Source organism: Allofournierella massiliensis (assembly GCF_004345265.1).
Lineage (GTDB): Bacteria > Bacillota > Clostridia > Oscillospirales > Ruminococcaceae > Allofournierella > Allofournierella massiliensis.
Genome location: NZ_SLUM01000017.1, coordinates 1 through 19,547, shown reverse-complemented (window position 1 = coordinate 19,547; position 19,547 = coordinate 1). Strand labels below are relative to the sequence as shown.

The 19,547-nt window shown below is 50.7% G+C and carries 24 protein-coding genes; 14 read left to right on the top strand and 10 right to left on the bottom strand.

Annotated elements, in window-relative coordinates:
• Positions 1-10: 10 nt before the first annotated feature.
• The 6 genes from EDD77_RS10695 to EDD77_RS10670 all read right to left on the bottom strand — a co-directional run bounded on the left by EDD77_RS10695 (position 11) and on the right by EDD77_RS10670 (position 4,710).
• The gene (locus tag EDD77_RS10695) at positions 11-862 is read right to left on the bottom strand and encodes a TIGR02391 family protein (RefSeq protein WP_082669547.1); all 852 of its coding nucleotides are present in this window, start codon (positions 860-862) and stop codon (positions 11-13) included.
• A 207-nt stretch (positions 863-1,069) separates the two neighbouring features.
• Positions 1,070-1,543, bottom strand: a complete 474-nt coding sequence (locus EDD77_RS10690) for a DUF6550 family protein (RefSeq protein ID WP_058963765.1) — start codon at positions 1,541-1,543, stop codon at positions 1,070-1,072.
• Positions 1,540-1,860, bottom strand: coding sequence for a DUF6809 family protein (locus tag EDD77_RS10685; RefSeq protein ID WP_058963764.1), 321 nt, complete (start codon positions 1,858-1,860; stop codon positions 1,540-1,542). The genes EDD77_RS10690 and EDD77_RS10685 overlap by 4 nt, the downstream gene beginning before the upstream one ends.
• Before the next feature lie 54 nt (positions 1,861-1,914).
• Complete coding sequence (locus EDD77_RS10680; protein ID WP_058963763.1) at positions 1,915-2,874, bottom strand: tyrosine-type recombinase/integrase; 960 nt, start codon at positions 2,872-2,874, stop codon at positions 1,915-1,917.
• On the bottom strand, positions 2,871-3,584 hold the full coding sequence (locus EDD77_RS10675) for a tyrosine-type recombinase/integrase (RefSeq protein WP_058963762.1): 714 nt from the start codon (positions 3,582-3,584) through the stop codon (positions 2,871-2,873). The genes EDD77_RS10680 and EDD77_RS10675 overlap by 4 nt, the downstream gene beginning before the upstream one ends.
• Before the next feature lie 454 nt (positions 3,585-4,038).
• Positions 4,039-4,710: a response regulator transcription factor gene (locus EDD77_RS10670; RefSeq protein WP_058963761.1), complete on the bottom strand. Its 672-nt coding sequence runs from the start codon at positions 4,708-4,710 to the stop codon at positions 4,039-4,041.
• 294 nt (positions 4,711-5,004) lie between these two features.
• On the opposite strand from EDD77_RS10670, the gene EDD77_RS10665 reads away from it, so the two are divergent.
• Both EDD77_RS10665 and EDD77_RS10660 read left to right on the top strand, forming a co-directional pair.
• Positions 5,005-5,916, top strand: coding sequence for a ParM/StbA family protein (locus tag EDD77_RS10665; protein ID WP_058963760.1), 912 nt, complete (start codon positions 5,005-5,007; stop codon positions 5,914-5,916).
• Between the two features lie 5 nt (positions 5,917-5,921).
• Complete coding sequence (locus EDD77_RS10660; RefSeq protein ID WP_058963759.1) at positions 5,922-6,362, top strand: hypothetical protein; 441 nt, start codon at positions 5,922-5,924, stop codon at positions 6,360-6,362.
• 38 nt (positions 6,363-6,400) lie between these two features.
• Here the strand turns inward: EDD77_RS10660 and EDD77_RS10655 are convergent, their stop codons facing one another.
• Complete coding sequence (locus tag EDD77_RS10655; RefSeq protein ID WP_058963758.1) at positions 6,401-6,736, bottom strand: helix-turn-helix domain-containing protein; 336 nt, start codon at positions 6,734-6,736, stop codon at positions 6,401-6,403.
• A gap of 131 nt (positions 6,737-6,867) precedes the next feature.
• On the opposite strand from EDD77_RS10655, the gene EDD77_RS10650 reads away from it, so the two are divergent.
• Positions 6,868-7,407, top strand: coding sequence for an SLOG family protein (locus EDD77_RS10650; protein WP_077138514.1), 540 nt, complete (start codon positions 6,868-6,870; stop codon positions 7,405-7,407).
• 104 nt (positions 7,408-7,511) lie between these two features.
• Here the strand turns inward: EDD77_RS10650 and EDD77_RS10645 are convergent, their stop codons facing one another.
• Positions 7,512-8,477: a helix-turn-helix domain-containing protein gene (locus EDD77_RS10645; protein WP_058963756.1), complete on the bottom strand. Its 966-nt coding sequence runs from the start codon at positions 8,475-8,477 to the stop codon at positions 7,512-7,514.
• Positions 8,478-8,699: 222 nt separating this feature from the next.
• On the opposite strand from EDD77_RS10645, the gene EDD77_RS10640 reads away from it, so the two are divergent.
• The 11 genes from EDD77_RS10640 (at position 8,700) to EDD77_RS10590 (ending at position 18,242) form a co-directional block, all read left to right on the top strand.
• On the top strand, positions 8,700-9,281 hold the full coding sequence (locus EDD77_RS10640) for an MptD family putative ECF transporter S component (RefSeq protein WP_044930260.1): 582 nt from the start codon (positions 8,700-8,702) through the stop codon (positions 9,279-9,281).
• Complete coding sequence (locus EDD77_RS10635) at positions 9,281-10,018, top strand: energy-coupling factor transporter transmembrane component T (protein WP_058963755.1); 738 nt, start codon at positions 9,281-9,283, stop codon at positions 10,016-10,018. Before EDD77_RS10640 ends, EDD77_RS10635 begins: the two co-directional genes overlap by 1 nt.
• 5 nt (positions 10,019-10,023) lie before the next feature.
• Complete coding sequence (locus tag EDD77_RS10630) at positions 10,024-11,538, top strand: ABC transporter ATP-binding protein (RefSeq protein ID WP_058963754.1); 1,515 nt, start codon at positions 10,024-10,026, stop codon at positions 11,536-11,538.
• Positions 11,535-13,280 carry an ABC transporter ATP-binding protein gene (locus tag EDD77_RS10625; protein ID WP_058963753.1) on the top strand — a complete coding sequence of 582 codons (1,746 nt, stop codon included), beginning with the start codon at positions 11,535-11,537 and terminating at the stop codon, positions 13,278-13,280. The genes EDD77_RS10630 and EDD77_RS10625 overlap by 4 nt, the downstream gene beginning before the upstream one ends.
• Positions 13,281-13,294: 14 nt before the next feature.
• Positions 13,295-15,031: an ABC transporter ATP-binding protein gene (locus EDD77_RS10620; RefSeq protein ID WP_058963752.1), complete on the top strand. Its 1,737-nt coding sequence runs from the start codon at positions 13,295-13,297 to the stop codon at positions 15,029-15,031.
• Positions 15,032-15,039: 8 nt separating this feature from the next.
• On the top strand, positions 15,040-15,402 hold the full coding sequence (locus EDD77_RS10615) for a metal-dependent transcriptional regulator (RefSeq protein ID WP_058963751.1): 363 nt from the start codon (positions 15,040-15,042) through the stop codon (positions 15,400-15,402).
• Between the two features lie 758 nt (positions 15,403-16,160).
• Complete coding sequence (locus EDD77_RS10610) at positions 16,161-16,574, top strand: sigma-70 family RNA polymerase sigma factor (RefSeq protein ID WP_242868330.1); 414 nt, start codon at positions 16,161-16,163, stop codon at positions 16,572-16,574.
• A complete protein-coding gene (locus tag EDD77_RS10605; protein WP_058963749.1) occupies positions 16,564-16,746 on the top strand; it encodes a helix-turn-helix domain-containing protein in 183 nt (60 codons plus the stop codon). The genes EDD77_RS10610 and EDD77_RS10605 overlap by 11 nt, the downstream gene beginning before the upstream one ends.
• A gap of 193 nt (positions 16,747-16,939) precedes the next feature.
• Positions 16,940-17,128: a hypothetical protein gene (locus EDD77_RS10600; protein WP_077138513.1), complete on the top strand. Its 189-nt coding sequence runs from the start codon at positions 16,940-16,942 to the stop codon at positions 17,126-17,128.
• A 201-nt stretch (positions 17,129-17,329) separates the two neighbouring features.
• Positions 17,330-17,533 carry an antitoxin VbhA family protein gene (locus tag EDD77_RS10595; RefSeq protein WP_006573901.1) on the top strand — a complete coding sequence of 68 codons (204 nt, stop codon included), beginning with the start codon at positions 17,330-17,332 and terminating at the stop codon, positions 17,531-17,533.
• Positions 17,526-18,242, top strand: coding sequence for a Fic/DOC family protein (locus EDD77_RS10590; RefSeq protein WP_058963748.1), 717 nt, complete (start codon positions 17,526-17,528; stop codon positions 18,240-18,242). The genes EDD77_RS10595 and EDD77_RS10590 overlap by 8 nt, the downstream gene beginning before the upstream one ends.
• Positions 18,243-18,282: 40 nt before the next feature.
• On the opposite strand, the gene EDD77_RS10585 is transcribed toward EDD77_RS10590, so the two are convergent.
• A complete protein-coding gene (locus tag EDD77_RS10585; RefSeq protein ID WP_242868329.1) occupies positions 18,283-18,603 on the bottom strand; it encodes a winged helix-turn-helix domain-containing protein in 321 nt (106 codons plus the stop codon).
• A gap of 132 nt (positions 18,604-18,735) precedes the next feature.
• On the bottom strand, positions 18,736-19,446 hold the full coding sequence (locus EDD77_RS10580; RefSeq protein WP_058963746.1) for a hypothetical protein: 711 nt from the start codon (positions 19,444-19,446) through the stop codon (positions 18,736-18,738).
• Positions 19,447-19,547 lie beyond the last annotated feature (101 nt).

Genomic DNA, 19,547 nt, shown 5'->3' with positions numbered 1-19,547 from the left:
CATCCTCTCGTTATTTTCCCGGCATACGATGGCACTCGTCTAAATACTTATGTGCAAACGATATTAATGTAAGTATATCAAGTGCCTTCGTTTCATCAGTCTTCCAATTAACTTTGGGTGTGTGCGCTGCTGGATTTCTAACCAAGTGGAAGATTGCCTCAAGCAGCTCCTTCAAGCCTATAAATTCGCTGCGCTCGCTATCGGTCTTCATTGCGTTAAAGAAGATATAAGGATCGTTCTTGGAAAACGCAGTTTGAAAAAGTGTTCCACCATCTGTAGTCAAGCCGGAAATCTGCCGGACACGTTCAGCCAATCCTTTTGCCGCTTCAAACACAGCATCATAATAGTCTGCTCTCAAATAGTCTTCAACACAGTACTTCTGTACCTCAGAATGTATGGCACGGTCATATAGAGCTTTTTTCAAGTGGTTGACTCGCTGGTCAACTTCAGAAAGTGTTTCAGCTTGCGAAACCGCTACCAATCGCCCACTTTGGTCAATTGATAACCCGGCAAAGAGAAGGACTTTGTTTGTTTCCTCGAATAAGTACCTGTATTTTTGCCTGCTATCAGCACTCGTGTATGAGGCAGGATTCAGCACTGCCTGCAAAAACGAAAAGACCTTACTAAACGATTGGCTCCTGTTTATCTCTGTTACCAGACAATTGTAAAGCCAGTCTCTTTTGTTTAAGCCTATGGTATATCCCAACTGATTACGGGAGGAGCCGTCATCAACAGCACAAATTCCGCATTGACCTAAAAGTGTTGTTAATTCGCTTTTAGTCAATCCTTCAGAAGTATGAGCCACAACACCACAAAGGGATTTCAATTGCTGCTGATCTAATCTTTGGATAATTTGACTCATATAAACACCTCATACACTGAGTTTACACTAACACAAAATAATGTTAACACAGAAATACCGTTTTGTCTATTGAAAATCCAGTTTTCAGATTTGTGATTTCTTTTCCAGACAGGAGATTTTGAATTACCAACTGGAAAAGGGTAACCGCAGGAGTGTTTTTAGCTCTCCTGCGGTTATTTCATTGTTTATGCGGCGCAATTTTTGAGGTCAGCCCATGATGCCGATTTTGTTGCCGTTTTCGTAAATGTCCGCGCCGTATTCGCAGTGATTTGGCCCTTGGTATTCCAGCCAACCGAAGCCCTCCACATAAACCATATCGCCGGGCTGTAGGTCAGTGATCGCCTGCGCCGAGGCGGGTACGGGAGTAGGTTCCGGAACATGCTCCGATTCAGACATTGGTCGTGCGTTGGGAGCTGCAGACGCTTCCACTGGTGCAGGCTCCCGTTCATTGGTGGTTTCATGGGGAGGCTCCGACTGTGGAGTCGCAGTCTTTTCTTTCTCTGTTGGCAAATCGCTTTCTGTTTCTAATTTGACCTCTGCGACAATCGGCTCTGGGGCGCTTGCGGCGGGTGTTTGGGGCGGTGCAGGTGTTTCCCCGACCGTTTCGGCTTGCGGCCACACAGCGGCCCACAGGGCCAGACAGACGGTAAATGCTGCGGCGATGATGATACGCCTTTTCATTTCGGCTCCTCCTTCTCAGATGTGAAACGAGCGCCCAGCCTCCCAGTTCGGCAGGAGGCCAAGCGCTCGTTTTTATAGTTGTTCAGTTCCATAGAGAGCTGCCACGCCAGTTCGAATCCGGAGATGAAACTGTCGATGGAAGTGTCTTCAACAATGCGGTCCTTGGCGTCAATGATCTGAAGTACCAGCCTGCGTTCGGGTTTCTCCAGCACCTCGATCAAAGCCTTGTGGCACTTCTCTATTTCTTGCCGGGGGGCCGAAAGCTCCGGCGGAGTGTAGAAGCATTCATATAGTTCTTTGATCAGCTTGTATTTCATGGGCTTCGCCTCCTTGTGACACAAACATATACCACACCTTTTCCGGAATAGCTATCAGAATTTCAGAAGATTATCCAGAATATTTGCGGCTTGCTTCAGCTCGGCTTGAGATGCTTCGCTTGGAGACTCTCCGTCTTTTTTCTTCTTATGGGGCAGGTACGGCGTATAGTTCTGCCGGGTCATGCTGGTTCGGGCGTGCCCCAGCATCTGCGCCAGCTCCTTGGCTTCCATCCCATTTCGCAGGGAGGCGATGGCGCATGTGTGCCGCAGGTCCGTAAACCGGATATGGTCGAGTCCAGCTTCTATGATAATCTCCTTGTGCATCCGGCGCACCATCTGCGGCGAGTAAGGTTTCAGCGTGGCCGGGTGCATAAACATGAGCGGGCTGCTGGGGTGCTTGCTGTGCTCCATGATGAGAAGGTCGACCACCTCCGGGGTCAGCCTTATTGACCTCGTCTGGCTACCGTACTCCACCAGCTCACGCCGTTCCACGGCACGTTTTTCTGCGATGGTCAGCGTCCGTTTTTTCATATTCAGGTCACTCCATTTCAGGGCGATTAGCTCGCCTTGGCGTAGGCCTGCCGTCAGCGCCAGCATGAACATGGGCAGATAGCCCAGACGCTCGGCGGCATCCAGATAGTCCTCCATTTCCAGAGGCGTCATGATATTCGCTTTCACCGTCGTGGACTTGCGGTAGCGGAATGCCTTGGCAGGATTCTCTGTCAGGAGACCGTCCCGGATGGCCTGATTCAGACACTGCTGGAGCAGGCGGTGGATGTGCCGCATGGTTTCCTCACCCAATCCAAAACCGCTTCTTCTGTGATTACCGAAGCGCTTCCGTTCCTCCAGAAATTCTCCGACCATCTCCGATGTCAATTCAGAGATTTGTGTGTCTCCCAGGCCGGGAAGGATATGGTTTTTGAATACATAGTTGTGCGCCGCATAGGTGGTCGGCCTGCTTTGGTGCTTGTCGTAGGTTTCCTGCCAGAAGTTGATGTATTCCCGAAGTGTCATATTTCCACCTCCATGCACTGACGCTGCAAATCCCGGAAGGCTACCCACGGGAGTCTGGCTTGTTTCAATATCTTCTTGTGCAGATAGTAGAACTCGTGGAGCTTATACGGCACTCCGGTTCTGGGGTTGAGGAACACATAGATTGAGTCTGTTTCAGGGATTCGCTTCAGGAGATACGCCGCTTTCTCATTGAGCGTAAGCAGGCGCCGGCCTTTGAGAATGTACTTGTAGCGAACATGAAAATCGGCCCACGACAAGGTGATCAGTTCACATTGCCGCAGACCGCTTGATAGTCCTGTATAGATGAGCGGGAGTACGCCGAGCTGTTCCGCTGCGTTCAGGTAACGCTGGAGCTGCCCCAATCGCAGAGGGGCTGTTTTGTATTCCTCTTCCTTGGGTTCCTGGCAGAGCCGCACCGGGTTGTAGGGAATGAGTTGGTCCTGTGCCGCTTCGTCCATACACCGGCGCAGGAGCAGGTGGACACACCAGACGCTTCTGGCACTGAGTCCCTGGCTTCGCAGGCTGTCGTAAAAATCGGTGATTGTCTGCTTTGTAAGGTCAGAGAGCGCCACACTTCCGATGCTGGGGATGATGTGGCTGTAAATCAGATTGCGGTACCCGCCCTCGGTGTTGCCATTCCATTTGTGCCGGTTGCTGGTGAACCACTGGTCGCACCACTGATCAACCGTGAGATAATTTTCTTTCTGCATATCATCGCCTCCTTTTGGCAAACGAACAATATCACAGAAAGCAGGAAATAGCTACTGGAAAGAACGAAATTTTTTGAGAAGAATGACTGTTCCAGGCGATGCCGCATGTGGCCGTTCTTGTCATTCTTGTCAGTTGCTGATTACTTGACAAGAATCCGGTTTTACATCTTCAAAACAACTCCCAAGCCGAGGCTTATTTCATTGTTTATGTGGCGCAATTTCTGAGGCGTTTTCTGCGACAGAATCGTCTGATGCAGGGGTAAACCCGGTCGGAAGCACTTTTAATATACAGAATTCCATCCCACACAAATCCCAAAAGACGAAAGCGGTGTCTGAAACAAACAGGGCAAAAGAGTTTCAAAGAGGAACCGCAGGAGTGCTGGAAAGCACCAAAGAGGACGCAACAGGGCTTCCTGAAGGTTCAGACATAGGTTTTTGACATACAATTTCCCACTCATATCATGTACCCCTGACGGTGTTTGGTTTTGATGAAATCCGTCAGGCCAATGCTGACCAATTTCTCTCGTATGCGGGTGATGTGGACACTCAACGCATTGTCATCCACATAGAGCTGGTTATCCCAAAGGAAATCTACAATGTCGCTACGAGGACAGATTTTTCCAGCGTTCTTAAAAAGGTAGTAAAGAATCTTTGCCTCATTTTTGGTCAATTCAATCGTTTGCCCACCGTATTCAATGACACCGCTCTCCAGATGCAAAGTGGCACCATTCCAGACAAGTACCTCGGATGTTTGCGCAATAGCATTTGCCTTTCGCAGAAGAGAGGCGATTTTGGCAAGAAGAATTGCTGTATTATATGGCTTTGAGATGAAAGCATCCCCACCCAGCATAATGCTGTTGAGTTCATCCATGTCCGTGTTGCTGCTGGTGACAAAAATAATTGGGATTTCCGAGAATGTGCGGACCTGTGAGCAAATATCGAAGCCGCTGTTTCCTGGGAGCTTTATATCCAGCAGAACCAAATGGGGGGCAAAAGTTTTTACCTGCTCGATCACTTTGGAAAAGTCTGAAACCACATCAACCTCATAACCGTTGCCGGATAGCAGATTTTTTAATTGTGTTTGTATGGTAAGATCATCTTCGACAATGAGTATTCTTTGTTTCACAAGGCCACCTCCATATTTTTTTATTATACAAGATAAAGACGGGTTTCTCAATCCAAATTGCAGGCACAAGAAGTGCAAAAAAGTTTCTTAATTAGTTAAAATGATGACGAGAAAAGAAAACACAGCAGCGCCGCCCACAGTAGAGCCGAGGTGGCGCTGTTCTTCTATTTTGGTGTGAAGCGGTAGCCGTGCCGCACAAAAACATAGGTTTCAAAAAATTTGCCTTCGCCTGTTGAGAAAGGCGTCATCCAGGCGTAAAGGATATGTATAAAGCAAAAAAGGAGGCATTCACCTATGTTAATTGGTGTCGATCATGGCAATAAACAAATCAAGACGGTTCACTGCGCCCCGTTCGTTTCCGGCCTGCAGCAGAGCATGACCCGGCCGTTCGGGCCGAGCCTGCAATACGGCGGCAACTACTATACGCTCTCCAACGAGCGCATTCCTTACCGCAAGGACAAGACTGGGGATGACCGCTTCTTTATCCTTACCCTGATTGCGATTGCGGAGGAATTGACGGCCCGCGGCGTTGACGAGAAAGAACTGTACCGTATCCAGCTGCCGGTGGGGCTGCCGCCGGCCCACTTCGGCGCCCAGGCGGAAAAGTTCACTGCCTATTTCCATAAGAAAGGGATCGTAGAATTCCAGTACCGGGACAAGCACTACGCCATCAGCATTGATGATGTGGCCTGCTATCCCCAGGCCTATGCGGCGGCAGCCACCATGCTCCACACACTGATGAATGAGGCCAAGGCGGTAGTGGTGGACATTGGCGGATTCACGGCAGACTATCTGCTGATGAAAAACGGAAAAGCTGACCTCAGCTCCTGTGATTCGCTGGAAAACGGCGTGATCCTGCTTTACAATAAGATCAGGTCCAGGGGCAACGCGGAATTGGATCTGCTGCTGGATGAGGGGGATGTGGACGCTATCCTCACCGGCAAGCAGACGCAGTACCCGCCGTCGGCAGTCCGATTGGTGGAGCAGCTGGCACAGGAGTTCGTCAACGACCTGTTCAGCACCCTGCGGGAGCGGATGCTGGACTTGCGCTACTGCACGGTGGTCTTTGTGGGCGGCGGCGCTATTCTATTGCGCCGGCAGATTGAGGCATCCGGAAAAGTGGGTAAGCCGTTGTTCGTCTCCAATATCAACGCCAATGCAGCCGGATATGAGTATCTGTACCGCCTTGAAGCTGCGGGCAGGTGACAGCTATGGCGGCCAAGAAAGAACGGGGGCGTTTTTCCCTGCGGTTCAATATCAGCGACCCGATCCATTTGGCAACGGTCGAACTGCTGGAAAAACAGCCTGACCACGGGAAAGCACAGTATATCGCCAATGCAGTTGTTTTCTACGATACCCACTTTGCAGATGATCCACAACCGTTAAGAGCAGCGGCGCCGGCCCCGGCCATAGACCGGGCCGCCATTGAAGCCATTGTGCGGGAGATCTTACGCCAAGAGGCAAGGGACTCTGAAAAGCCTGCCGGCACCCCCGCCGCCTGCCCGGATGAAGAAACAACAACGGCCCCGGCGCCGCAGGAACGGACGCCGGAGCCGGAATATGTGCCAGAGCTGGGAGAGGCAGTGGAGGCAGATGATGCAATCCTCGGCCTGATCTCCAGCACAATGGAGGCTTTTCGCCAGGGGAGATGATATAAAAAGAGGTATGAGAGCTGCATTGCCGCTGGCGCTCATACCTCTTTTTCTTCCTGTATAGCCGCGATGAAGTTGTCGATAATATTTTCCAGGTGTCGGTATTGGCAGGGAGTCAACGACGAGACCTTTTGATTGAGCAGGCGTGTGTCGCCTTCCATGACCTGACCGCGCAGGAGATAGTCTGTGCTGATATCAAGCGCATCACAGATCTTCAGCATCGTTTCAGGCCGCATGGCTTTTGTGCCCAGCTCCGCAGTGGAAACGGTCTGGGGCGTGACATGTGCCATCTTGGCCAGAGCCTCTTGTGTCAGTTTTAGTTGTTTGCGCCGGTCCAGCATCCGCTGGCCCATTTCTTTCAAAAGTTCGCCCATTCGTAACCCTCCATGCTATAGCTATATTTTATCCGCTATAACATAAAAAATTAAGCGGCCATGGTTGAACTTCATCAGCCATAGCAAGTATAATGGGCTATATTGAGAAAAAAGTTTCTGGAGGAGATGAGATGTCCCAGTTTTACTCGTGTGCAATTACCAGTCAGCGGCCTACACGGTTCAAATTCAAGTATCAGGAATATATGACCTCGTGCAAGCGCCTGAAGAAACGGCTGCACGATGTTTTTACCGAACTGTACCGGCGCGGTGTGCGCCGGTTCTATGTTGGTGGAGCCCTTGGCGTTGATCTATGGGCCGGCGAGATCCTGCTGGAAATGCGCCGGCAGGAAGAGTACCAGGAGCTGGAGATCGTGCTGGTCTACCCGTTTCCGGGCCATGACGAGCGATGGGACCCGAAGAGCCGGGAGCGTCTGCGCCATCTGAAGGAAAACTGCGACCAGTTTGTAATGGGTAGCAAAATCGTGGGGGCCCAAGGGTATCGGGAGCGCACTGCCTACATGGTAGAACACGCTGATTGCATAGTGGCCGTGTGTGATGATGAGACTGCTGGCCCGAGCGGCGTGGAGGCGGTGTTACGGATGGCAAAGGCGAGGGAATTGCCGGTGGTGTTGATCCATCCAGATACAGGGAAAATCAAAATGAAACTATAATCAAATTTTGAAATTGCATTTTTCAAGAATTGATTTACGCATGAAATTTTAAGCATAAGTAAAGCCGGGATTTGGCTGACAAGCGGCAAATCCCGGCTTTAGTCTTACCTGTTTTCTAAATTCTTTGAACGCCTGTATTCCAGTGGCGATAGTCCAAACTGTTTTTTGAACACGGCTGCAAATTTCCCTTGATTGGAGTAGCCAACCTGCTCTGATATTTCGGCAATCGGGCGCTTTGTGGCAGAGAGAAGTCTGGCGGCTTCATTCATGCGGATTTCTCGCAGCCAAGTAGATATATTTTGACCATATACGCCTCTAAAATAATTTTTCAGGCTGGTTTCACTGACCGAAAAGCGTTCTGCAATCTGCCGTACAGGAATGTGCTGGCGAAGATCATCGGAAAGGATTTGTGCTGCCCTTTTTGCAATTTCAACCTGCGTTTCCGTGTAGAAGCCGCAGGTTTTAGGAGGCCGGATTTCCATGTTGAGAAGCCGGTGGAGAAGTTCAAGCGTATAGATTTGCAAATGGAAGATAGAAGGCCTTTCAGAAAGCCGCCAGAGGTTTTGAAATATATTTTCCAGTTCGCTATCCGCTTCGCCTAAATATGTCTTATGATTGCCGCAATAACTTTCTTCCAAATTGGGGAGGTCAAGCGAAAAAGATTTCAAAAGCTCACCACAGGACTGAAAAAGAAGTGACAGATCAAAGTATATTTTTATCCCCTGGTACTGCTTCGTAGGAAAGATATATTCTTTTTGTGCGGTCTGCTCACTGATACAAAAATCATTTTCCTTCAGGTAAATGTAGGAGCCGTCATCCAGAAGCAATTCGCTTCTGCCTGAAACGCAATAGTTAATCAGCAAGGGCTTTAGATTTGAATTTTCATCCGACTCCGGCCATACGGGAGCATTTACAAAAATAAAAGCTAAAGTCAGGCCCGGAAAGAGTGTATAGAATGTCATGCGTCCCTTGCCATCTGCCTGCTCCAAAAGTAATGTGCTGCTATTTGGGCTGTTTTTCAAAGTCACACCGGAAACAGCATCGCTGTTTTCTAAAATGTTGTATATCATGTCACGCAACTGCTTCGCCCCTTTCATCACGCAAAATCGTTGATATTATTATACCGGCGAGAAAATTCCCGGTCAATGGATATTCTGGCAAAGCGAAAAAACTCCTTGCTATACGGGCCTAAAATACTGATATGTGCATAGAAGCATAATTGGATATGTGCTACCATTAGATTTGGTTAGCGAGGTCTAACTAAGAAAGCAATCATGTTAGGAGGTTTTGCAATGAACAACAAATTGCAAGGAAAGGATCTCATCAACATCGGTATTTTCACGGCGATTTATTTTATCGTCATTTTCGCGGCGGCATCCATCGGTTTTATTCCGATTTTCATTCCGCTTATCAGCGTGATCGTGCCGCTTGTGGGCGGTATTCCGATGATGTTGTTCTTCTCCAAAATCAAAAAATTCGGTATGCTTACCATCTGCGGAGTGTTGCTCGGCATCATTATGCTGCTGACCGGCATGGGCTGGTGGTGCATCCCTACCGGGCTGATCTTCGGGCTGATTTCCGATTTTATGATGAAAGCCTGTGACTACAAGAACGCCAAGCGTGAAGTGCTGATCCACGGCGTTTTTTCCATGTGGGTCATCGGGGCGTTTATTCCCATCGTTGTGACGCGTGACGCTTACTACCAGAACCTGCTCCCCGGTTACGGCCAGGAATATGCCGACACGCTCATGGCTTATATGCCCGACTGGATTTTGCCGGTACTGCTTATTGCTGCTTTCGTCAGTGGTCTTGTCGGCGGCCTGATTGGACGAAAGATTTTCAAAAAGCACTTTGAGCGGGCGGGAATTGTGTAATGAGCCGCGAACTTCTTGCAAGTCAAAAAAATAACAGTGGAATATTATTAGACCCCCGGACAAAATTGGCGGTACTGATTACCATAGCCGTCTTTATTTTAGGCGGTTCGTATGAAGGCGTCATGCAGTATTACATCATCGCGCTGGCGGCCATCCCTCTGCTGCTTTTGTTGGCGGCCAGAAAATGGAAAGGCGCTGTTCTCTATATCCTGATTTTCGGGGGAAGCCTGTGTTTGGAAATGTTCGGCCTATCCCGACTGACCGGCGTAGCAAACTACATCGCGGTAGCCGTCGTGGGTATCCTGCTACGGTTCACCCCCAGCGTGGTTATGGGCTATTTCGTGGTGACAACAACGACAGTCAGTGAATTTGTTGCGGCGATGGAACGGCTCCACCTGCCGCAGCAGATCACCATTCCCATGTCTGTGATGTTTCGCTTCTTTCCCACGGTTGCAGAAGAATGGAGCGCCATTGGGGACGCCATGCGGATGCGTGGCGTCCGCTTTGGCGGTGGAAAAGCCAGTGCGATTTTAGAGTATCGGATTGTTCCTATGATGATCTGTTCCGTCAAAATCGGAGAAGAACTGTCCCAGGCAGCCCTTACGCGGGGATTGGGTGGCCCTGTGAAGCGGACAAATATCTGTAAGCTGGGCTTTCATGTGCAGGATGTTATTTTTCTGCTGATCTGTCTGGGAGCATTTGCAGCGCAAATCTATGTGCTTGCCGCAAGGGGGTGAAGGAAGTGATTGAATGTCAAGATGTGTCCTTTTCCTATCCGGCCAGCGCCCTTCCTGACAGCGAGAGGCAAACCGGGGGCGCTTTGAAACACATTTCCTGCACCATTGAGGATGGTTCTTTTGTCCTGCTCTGTGGGACTTCCGGCTGCGGGAAAACAACGATGACCCGTCTGTTCAACGGCCTTATTCCTCATTACCATGAGGGGACTTATACCGGCTCCGTCTATCTGGATGGAAAGGATACCCGCGACCTGTCACTGTTTGATATTTCTCTAAAAGTCGGTTCTGTATTTCAAAATCCGCGTTCTCAGTTTTTTAATGTGGACACGACCAGCGAACTGGCTTTCGGCCCGGAGAACCACGGCATGGCTGAAGATATTGTGCGCGAACGGGTAAAGCGTGTAGCTGCACAGCTAAAGCTGGAGCCGCTGCTTGATAGAAGTATTTTTTCTTTGTCCGGGGGTGAAAAACAAAAAATCGCCTGCGGATCGGCAGCAGCGATTGACCCGGATGTTTATGTGCTGGATGAACCATCATCCAACCTTGACACATACGCTATCGCTGATTTTCGGCAGCTTCTCTTTGCTTTGAAATCGCAAGGAAAGACCATCATCATCTCTGAACACCGGCTGTACTATCTGTCTGGCCTCTTTGACCGCGTTCTGTATCTGAAAGACGGAGAAATTGAAGGAGATTATACAGCGGAGGAGTTTTGCCGCCTGTCAGCAAAACAGCGAGAGGAAATGGGGCTTCGGCCTCTTGAACTTGCAGGGCTTTCAGGAGTTGAAGGGCCGCCGCAGCGAATAAATGAGGCGGTTTGGACGATAAAGAATGTGTCCTTTGCCTATAAGCATGAGCCGGAAACCTTGCATATAACGGAAACTACTTTCCCATCCGGCAGCGCCACGGCTATTATCGGACATAACGGTGCGGGAAAATCCACCTTTGCCCGGTGCCTCTGCGGATTGGAAAAGCACTTCAAGGGGACAGTGCAGGATCGGAGCAAGATTTATTCCAGGAAAGAACGATTGAAACTCTGCTATATGGTTATGCAGGATGTAAACCATCAGCTTTTTACCGAAAGTGTTCTGGATGAAATTCTGCTCAGTATGGGAACCGAGGATAAGCAAAGGGCAAGAGAAATCTTAAAGGAGATGGACTTGCTGCCTTATGAGGACTGCCACCCGATGGGGCTGTCCGGCGGCCAAAAGCAGCGTGTGGCAGTTGCCTCTGCGATTGCTTCGGAGCGCCCTCTGATTTTATTCGATGAGCCAACAAGTGGCCTTGACCTTTTTCACATGAGGCAGGTTGCTAGTGTTGTCAATCAAGTGGCAGATACCGGGAGAACTGCGCTTGTAGTGACCCATGACCCGGAATTTATTTTACGGTGCTGTAATTATGTCCTTCACTTAGAAAACGGGCAAATTCAGGAAAGTTATTCCATAGAGAACAACGATGGCCGAAACCGGCTGCTAAAGTTTTTCCTGAATGATATGGAGAAGGAGGTGTCCACAGAATGAAGGAGGAAAAGAAAGAATCACCCATAGGTGTCTTATGGGGATGGGGCAAACCCTATCACGGGAAATTCATCGGCAGTGTTATCCTTGCGGTATTAGGCGTGGCCTGCCAGATGATGCCCTATTTCTGCGTGGCGCATATTGTCACAATGATGTTGTCTGGGGAGCAGAACTTTTCCCGATATGTGACCGCTGGCATTATTGCATTGTGCGGTTACTTTGGGAAGGTGCTGTTTTCCTGTCTTTCTACAACGATTTCCCACACAGCGACCTATTACACACTGCGCGATCTACGGGAGAATATCACCGCTAAACTGGCCCGCGTCCCGATGGGGACGATTTTAGATACTCCGTCCGGTCAGTATAAAACGACGATTGTTGACCGGGTAGAAGGCATGGAATCGACCTTCGCGCACCTGATCCCGGAAATGACTGCAAATGTGCTGGTGCCTTTGGTAATTGTCGTGTATCTATTCGTCATGGACTGGCGCATGGCTCTCCTGTCCCTTGTCACGCTGGTGGTGGGCCTTGCTGTTATGTCTGCTGGCATGAAGAATTATCCCGTCAAATGGGAGGGCGCGGTCAAAGCAGGAAAGCAGATGGCAAACGCCATTGTAGAGTACATTGGTGGGATTGAGGTAGTCAAAGCGTTTAGTCAATCCGCCGGTTCCTACAAAAAATATTCTGACGCAGTAAACTATAACGCTAACTACTATGTGGACTGGATGAGAGAAAACCAGAAAACCATGAGCGCCTACAACGCCATTCTGCCCTCGGTGCTGATTTGTGTGCTGCCCTGCGGCTTCGCGTTCTGGCTCTCCGGCAGCCTGGAACTTTCCACCTTCCTGTCTATCGTAATTTTTTCGCTGGGACTGATTGGGCCGATTATCGCGGCCTTTACCTTTACGGACGATTTGGCCGTATTGGGGACAAATGTAGAAGAAATCAGCCAGCTTTTGAACGCTGAAGAACTGAACCATAAGGATACGCCGGTCAAGCTGGCAGACACCGGCATTTCTCTTAGGTCTGTGTCTTTTTCCTATGACGGGACAACAGAGGTTTTGCATGATGTGAACCTTGCCATCCGACCCGGAACCATGACCGCCCTTGTGGGGCCGTCCGGCTCTGGTAAATCCACGGTGGCAAAACTGATTGCCGGATATTGGGATGTTACATCCGGCAGCATTACCCTCGGCGGTTATGAACTGAAAGATATTCCGCTGTCCGAAATTTCAGACCAGATTTCCTATGTGTCCCAGGACAACTATCTTTTTAACCGCAGTATCAGGGAAAACATCCGCATGGGAAGGCCCAGCGCCACAGACGCGGAGGTTGAACAGGCCGCCAAACAAAGCGGCTGCGACGCTTTTATCCGCAGGCTGGACAATGGCTACGATACGATTGTCGGCAGCGCCGGTTCCCACCTTTCCGGCGGGGAGCGCCAGCGTATTGCCATCGCCCGCGCCATGCTGAAAAATGCGCCTGTTGTCATTTTAGACGAGGCAACAGCCTACATTGACCCCGAGAACGAGGCACTGGTACAGAAAGCCATTTCCGCTTTAACTGTCGGCAAGACCCTGATTGTGATCGCACACCGGCTGTCTACCATTGTTGGCGCGGACAACATCGTTGTTGTGAAGGATGGAACCGTCCACGCACAGGGTACGCATGAGAAACTGTTGGAAACCTGCCCTCTCTACCGGGATATGTGGCAGGCGCATATCGGAGCGAAAGACCAGATGTAAGGGGGTGTTGTCAGATGTATGGAACATTGAAAAAAATCTTTGCTTTTGCAGGCAGCAAAAAAGGGCTTTTGAAAAAATCCCTGTTGTTTGCGTTTCTGTCCGGGCTGTTTTCAGCCATGCAGTTTGCCGCCCTCTTTGTAGTGATCGGTGCGCTGGTATCTGACAACCGGGACGGAAGCATTGTCTGGATTTCGTTGGGAATTATGGCGGTATCCCTCATCGGGCGTATCATCACGACCTACTTTTCCACGATGGAGCAAACGGAAACTGGCTATTGCATGGTGGCGGAAAAGCGTATCCACATCGGAGATCGGCTGCGCTATATCCCGATGGGCTACTTCAACAAGAATAGTATCGGGAATATTACCGCCATTGTCACAACGACTCTGGGCGATGTAGAGAACTCGGCGGCTCGTGTCCTGGTGTCTGTATTGGGTGGATTTTTCAACTCGGTGGCTCTTGTCATTGTCCTGCTGATATTCGACTGGCGGATCGGGCTTGTGGCTGCTGTCGGTGTCCTTCTTTATCTTGCAGCGGCGGAACTGGCCCTCCGCAAGTCTGCGGCCCTAAGCTCGGTGCGCCAGCACACGCAGGAGTCCCTTGTGGAGTCCGTGTTGGAGTACATTCAGGGCATGGGGATTGTCAAAGCATTTGGCCTTGAACGGGACAGCACACAATTCATTGGAAACGCTATTCAGGCAAGTTGCCGGGATAACCTGAAACTGACAAAAGCCAGCGTTCCCTATGACGCTATCAAGCAAGTGGTTGTCCGGGTGTTCAGCGCCCTGCTGTTGCTGGCCTCGGTTTGGTTCTGGCTGGATGGCTCTCTGCCGCTGGCCTACGGCCTGATTTTGGTAATCGCTTCTTTCATGGTGTTCAACGATTTGGAAAACGCCGGGAATATGGCCTCTCTGCTGCAAATGCTGGCGGCCTCGATGGATACGGCAAACTCCATTGATGACACGCCGGTGATGGACGAGAAAGGCACTGACATTACGCCGAAGTCCAGCGAGATCGTGTTTGACAAGGTGGATTTTTCCTACGCAGACCGCAAGATATTGGATCAGGTCAGCTTTACCATTCCCGAAAAAACGACTACGGCCATTGTAGGCCCTTCCGGGGCAGGTAAGACAACGATGTGCAACCTGATTGCCCGCTTTTGGGATGTGAACGCCGGGAAGATTACCATAGGCGGTACGGATGTACGGGATTTCAAACTGGACAGCCTGATGAAGAATATCTCGATGGTGTTTCAGAGCGTGTACCTCTTTGCTGATACGATTGAGAACAATATCAAGTTTGGATGCCCGGATGCCACCCATGAGCAGGTGGTTGAGGCGGCGAAAAAGGCTTGCTGCCATGACTTTATTTCCGCTCTGCCGGAGGGTTATGATACTGTGATTGGCGAGGGCGGCGGCACTCTGTCCGGCGGCGAGAAACAGCGGATTTCCATCGCCCGCGCCATGCTGAAGGACGCACCCATCATCATTTTGGATGAGGCGACAAGCAGCGTTGACCCGGAAAATGAGGATGAATTGCAGCGGGCTATTGAGGCGCTAACCCATGACAAGACCATCATCATGATTGCCCACCGGCTAAAAACCGTCCGCAACGCCGACCAGATCCTTGTGCTGGACAACGCTCATATCGTCCAGCGCGGCACCCATGCGGAGCTGATCCAGCAAAAGGGCCTGTATGCCGACTTCGTATCGGCCAGACAGGAGGCCATAGGCTGGAAACTGGCTCAATAAAGGTTCAGATGAAACTTCATGCGTCGGGAGAAGATTACCTGGAGGCTATCCTTGTTCTCCAAAAGAAAATGGGCATGGTGCGTCCAGTTGATATTGCCCGGCACATGGGATTCACCAAACCGAGCATCACCCATGCCATTACAACGCTGCAGGCCGGCGGATTTGTTGAACGGGATGAGGACGGCTTCATTCGTCTGACCGATGTGGGCCGCGAGGTGGCTGAGCGAACCTATGAGAAACACTGCTTTTTTACGGAAATGCTCATAGAAGCCGGCATGGATCAGGAGACAGCAGAGGCCGACGCCTGCCGGATGGAGCACGCTATCAGTGAGGACAGTTTTCAGCACCTGAAGGTCAAGCATCAGGGATAAATCTTGTTTAGAAGGAGCGGGCAGAGAAAACAGATCTTTGCCCGCCCTTTTTTTCTGTGTTGAAGCTGCAAGATTTTGATGAAAATAACCGCCTGATGGGAAAAATTGTCGTTCGGTCAAAATCCAGCGATCTTTGACATTTACACTTAATATGGCATTTTGAAACCATAAATAGATAGAAAGAACGGGAGGGATGTCTATGAGACGGAAAAATCAAAACAGCAGAGGTAATTTCAAGTTACAACAGGCGGTCTTATTCTAAAGAGAATGAGGCTGCCTTTTCTTTTATAATCCGACAAAAATCAACAAAGTTTTCGGAACAACACTGCACCTAAGATAATTGGCAGGCCCGCCGCCTGTTCATAACAGCGGCGGGTTCGTGTGCAAAGTGTGGTTCAGATGGCAGGGAGCCAGAAGTGCATGATGGAAAGATGGATCATGCACATAAAGAGGTTCGTCCATCTGCTTACATTTCGACACACAGCTTACTTTGCAATACGGTTCTTCCGCCGCCCTTTTCCTTTTCACAGGAGCAGGCGGGAACATCGCAAATCGAGCGATAAGCCTCCTCCTGCGGGCGCCGGAAGTCATGACGGACTTCTTTATGTGTATCACATGGCCGGCAGCCCACCTTTGCGGTGTGCGGCCGGCCGCGTTTCTTTATATAGCAGGCAAAGACGCCCGTTAGCTCGGTGCCGGTCTCCGCCAGAGGTTCAAGAATCCCATTAAAATTCTTGAACTATTTGGAGGATAAGGCCATGTGGCAACGAAATAATGGACGAGCAGAGGAAGAACTGCAAATCAAGTTTACAGGCTATTTAATCCAGGCGATCAGGCGCACCCAGCGGGATTATCTGAAGGCTCTTTATGCGTACAGCAATCAGGAGACCTTGACGGATACGATCTTTGCCGTGAGCCAAACGCTGGAGCAGGAAGTGATGGAGCGGCTGCCCCTCTGGGAGAAAATCGAGAGCAGCGCGCTCCTGTATGCCTTGAAACAGCTGGACGAGCGGGAACGGTATGTGTTCCTGGCCCGCGTGCTGGACAAGCGCCCATTCGATGTGATCGGTGTGCAGCTGGGATTGTCGTATAAGGGTACGGCCGCGGTGTATTACCGGGCTATTCGGAAGTTGAAGAAGAGCATCGAGGGGGTGAACGGATATGACATTTGAACAGATGCTGCGGCGAGCCAAGGCCGGTGACCATGAGGCCATCACAAGCATTTTGCTCATGTATCGGCCACTGCTGCTCAAGTACGCCGTGATCAACGGCAGACTGGACGAGGATCTGTACCAGGAGCTGTGCATCACGCTGATGCGGGCGATTGACCTGTTCCGGATTTAAGTCTATGAGAAAGGCCCTGAGATCACCGTCTCAGGGTCTTTCCCGTGGGCTTAAAATGTATTTGCCACCTGAGAATACCTTGCGTTGCAAGCTTTTCCCGTTCAGCAAGTTTACAATTCATCTATTCCCAAAGGTAGCCGGTCATAGTATAATGAAGCCAACGACAAAGCTCAATTTAGGGGGATATAGCAATATGAAAAACAATAGATACTTAACTATTGGCTTATTAACAGGATTTATTGTCGGTGGTTGCATGGGTGTATTGGGATGGGCGTTTCTGCAAAATCTTTTTGCTATTCCTATTTGTGCGGGTATTGGAATGTTGATTGGAATTGCTATAGGTACATTGATTGATTATGGAAAAAATCATCAAGAGAAATAGCAAAAAAGCGTTATACTTTTATACTCGTCGAGCCACCCTGATCCAAACTTTCAAAATTGAGTACCAACCGTCCACCGGTGGCACCACTGAACAGGAAATCATTGAGGCCCGTTGCTAATTCAGCAAGATTCGCATTGGCCTGGCCTGTTGGAAACAGGCCTGTTCTGTGTTATACTAAAATCAATAGGAGGTGAAGGCGCGATGAGTCCATTGGAAAAGAAACGGATTGCAGCAGTCAAGACGGCCGACGCCATCAACGCCATTGAGGGCGCACCGATTTCCAGCTATGCACGGTCACTGTCTGCAAGCTGGGCTCGCGGTGAGCTGACGGGCGAACAGATGAAGCAGGCATTGCTGGCACATCATCGCCGGATCGCGGAGCAGGAGCGCCAGAGCCGTGTCTGATCCGTACCTGTATGAAGAGGTGCCTGTCTTGAAAAACAAGCTGGGCATCAAAAATGAGCAAACACTGGATCGCATCGAAGCCGAGCAATCCAGAGCCAATATGATGCTGTTATACGAACAGGGCTTTCAGGACTTTTCTCCGGATGGTCTGCGGGAGATTCACCGGACCCTGTTTGGTGACATTTACGAGTGGGCCGGCCAGTACCGCATCATCAATATTGAAAAACGGGAGAAGCTGCTGGCAGGCCGAAGCGTTTGGTACAGCAATGAGGACAGGATAGAGGAAGATCTCGACGAGGCGTTTGGGCGGCTGAGAAATGCTCACTGGAACGGCATCAGCCGGGAACAATTTGTTCATCAGCTTACCAGTCTCTTTCCGCCAATCTGGCAGGTGCATCCCTTCCGGGAGGGCAATACCCGAACGGTTGTAATGATGATGACCTTTTTTGTGGAGCATCATGGATACTTTATGGATCAGGAGCTGATGGCTGCCAGTGCCGGCTATGTCCGCGACTCTTTTGTGATGGCCTCCCTGGATCAGTTTTCAGAATTTGAGCATTTGGAGCGCATTTTGCTGGACGCTGTTTGTGATGAACCGATTGATTACAGCGAGGAAAGCCTGGAGGAGCCTGCCGAAGTACCGGAAAAATATCGCAAATACCAGAAGGAGCCTTATGTACCGGAACCGCATTACCGGCGTGAGGAATGAAAGAAGCGCACGGCGGAGAAAAATCCGTTGTGCGCTTGCTTCATTTTGGTGAGGTGCCTGGGGCAACGAATTTGTAGCCGTGGCCCCGCACCGTCTCAATGATCCCGGCCCCCAGTTTGCGCCGGAGCTTGTAGATCATGCTGGAGATCCCCGTCCAACTGGCGTCAAAGGAGTCTGTGGCAACAGCCTCATAGATTTGGCGGGCGGAGAACACCTGCCCTGGCCGGCGGGCCAGCAGAAGCAGAATATCAAACTCCATCGGCGTCAGCTCCACCGCCTGGCCGGACTTCCATACCAGCCTGCGATGCGGGTCGATTTGCAACGAGCCAAAGAGCAGCAGTGCGTCTGCGGAGGCGGCCACTGTGGACAAGTCTGCGACTGAAGCAAAGGCCGATATTGCTTTGCTAAAAAGGGCTTCTTCATCGTCCCTAAACGATAGAATTATAAACTTCCCAAGCAGCTCACCTCCAGTCATTCAAACTTCGCCCGCTTATTATCTTTTGGATCGTGCGGGGCGAACCATCAACAGGACGATGCCCGCGGCCAACAGTATGCACTGAACGATCAGAACTGCGGCCGGCATAAAGAAGGCGGGGTCCAAAGTACCAAGTGCTAGAGGGTACCTGCTGAAAAAATGTCCGTTCCAGATTCCCAGGGCGTCGGGCAACGGCAAGGCCATACACAGGAAGGGTACCGCCATCCACACATACACCAGCCAGGGCCGGATCTGCCCCAGTAGCCAGCCGCTCCCCAGTGCGAACACAAGGGCGGGCAGAAGGGTCGCCAGAGCCGGGAGCAGAAGACTCCCCCAGCCGTACCAGTGGAACATACGGCCGTAGAACACCGCCGCCTCGCCCATGCACAGCAGACTCAGCAACACGCCCCCCGTCAGGGCCGCGGCGCACCGGACCAAAGCATATTGCCTGGACGGCATCGGCGTAGCGTCCATGAGAACCGCCGCCCGCCGGGCCTTGGGCGAGGTATAAAAGGTCAGAAAGAACAGCATCCCGATCCACAGCAAAGGCAGCATGCGGGAGAGATAATCCCCAAAGCTCCAGGGGGAGAAGGGGGCGGTGTGGGATACCCCCAGGATGGTCACGGCATGGAGCACCAGCGCCCCGTAGAGAAGCAGCACAACCGCCAGCCCGATAAAAAACTTGTTCCACAGCAGCCTGCGGCATTCATATCGAAAAATCTTACGCAAGGTTCAAATCCTCCTATTACAATATATTTACGGTTTAAGGCACGGCAGCCAGCCGTGTCTTTTCCGTATCGTTGCCTAAGCTGTTAGAATGAGAGTGTCTT

What these genes read in the sequence shown, in the direction of transcription:
- EDD77_RS10695 (WP_082669547.1), bottom strand. Translation starts at nt 862, where the DNA reads ATGAGTCAAATTATCCAAAGATTAGATCAGCAGCAATTGAAATCCCTT.
- EDD77_RS10690 (WP_058963765.1), bottom strand. Translation starts at nt 1,543, where the DNA reads ATGAAAAGGCGTATCATCATCGCCGCAGCATTTACCGTCTGTCTGGCC.
- EDD77_RS10685 (WP_058963764.1), bottom strand. Translation starts at nt 1,860, where the DNA reads ATGAAATACAAGCTGATCAAAGAACTATATGAATGCTTCTACACTCCG.
- EDD77_RS10680 (WP_058963763.1), bottom strand. Translation starts at nt 2,874, where the DNA reads ATGACACTTCGGGAATACATCAACTTCTGGCAGGAAACCTACGACAAG.
- EDD77_RS10675 (WP_058963762.1), bottom strand. Translation starts at nt 3,584, where the DNA reads ATGCAGAAAGAAAATTATCTCACGGTTGATCAGTGGTGCGACCAGTGG.
- EDD77_RS10665 (WP_058963760.1), top strand. Translation starts at nt 5,005, where the DNA reads ATGTTAATTGGTGTCGATCATGGCAATAAACAAATCAAGACGGTTCAC.
- EDD77_RS10660 (WP_058963759.1), top strand. Translation starts at nt 5,922, where the DNA reads ATGGCGGCCAAGAAAGAACGGGGGCGTTTTTCCCTGCGGTTCAATATC.
- EDD77_RS10655 (WP_058963758.1), bottom strand. Translation starts at nt 6,736, where the DNA reads ATGGGCGAACTTTTGAAAGAAATGGGCCAGCGGATGCTGGACCGGCGC.
- EDD77_RS10650 (WP_077138514.1), top strand. Translation starts at nt 6,868, where the DNA reads ATGTCCCAGTTTTACTCGTGTGCAATTACCAGTCAGCGGCCTACACGG.
- EDD77_RS10645 (WP_058963756.1), bottom strand. Translation starts at nt 8,477, where the DNA reads ATGATATACAACATTTTAGAAAACAGCGATGCTGTTTCCGGTGTGACT.
- EDD77_RS10640 (WP_044930260.1), top strand. Translation starts at nt 8,700, where the DNA reads ATGAACAACAAATTGCAAGGAAAGGATCTCATCAACATCGGTATTTTC.
- EDD77_RS10635 (WP_058963755.1), top strand. Translation starts at nt 9,281, where the DNA reads ATGAGCCGCGAACTTCTTGCAAGTCAAAAAAATAACAGTGGAATATTA.
- EDD77_RS10625 (WP_058963753.1), top strand. Translation starts at nt 11,535, where the DNA reads ATGAAGGAGGAAAAGAAAGAATCACCCATAGGTGTCTTATGGGGATGG.
- EDD77_RS10620 (WP_058963752.1), top strand. Translation starts at nt 13,295, where the DNA reads ATGTATGGAACATTGAAAAAAATCTTTGCTTTTGCAGGCAGCAAAAAA.
- EDD77_RS10615 (WP_058963751.1), top strand. Translation starts at nt 15,040, where the DNA reads ATGAAACTTCATGCGTCGGGAGAAGATTACCTGGAGGCTATCCTTGTT.
- EDD77_RS10610 (WP_242868330.1), top strand. Translation starts at nt 16,161, where the DNA reads ATGTGGCAACGAAATAATGGACGAGCAGAGGAAGAACTGCAAATCAAG.
- EDD77_RS10605 (WP_058963749.1), top strand. Translation starts at nt 16,564, where the DNA reads ATGACATTTGAACAGATGCTGCGGCGAGCCAAGGCCGGTGACCATGAG.
- EDD77_RS10600 (WP_077138513.1), top strand. Translation starts at nt 16,940, where the DNA reads ATGAAAAACAATAGATACTTAACTATTGGCTTATTAACAGGATTTATT.
- EDD77_RS10595 (WP_006573901.1), top strand. Translation starts at nt 17,330, where the DNA reads ATGAGTCCATTGGAAAAGAAACGGATTGCAGCAGTCAAGACGGCCGAC.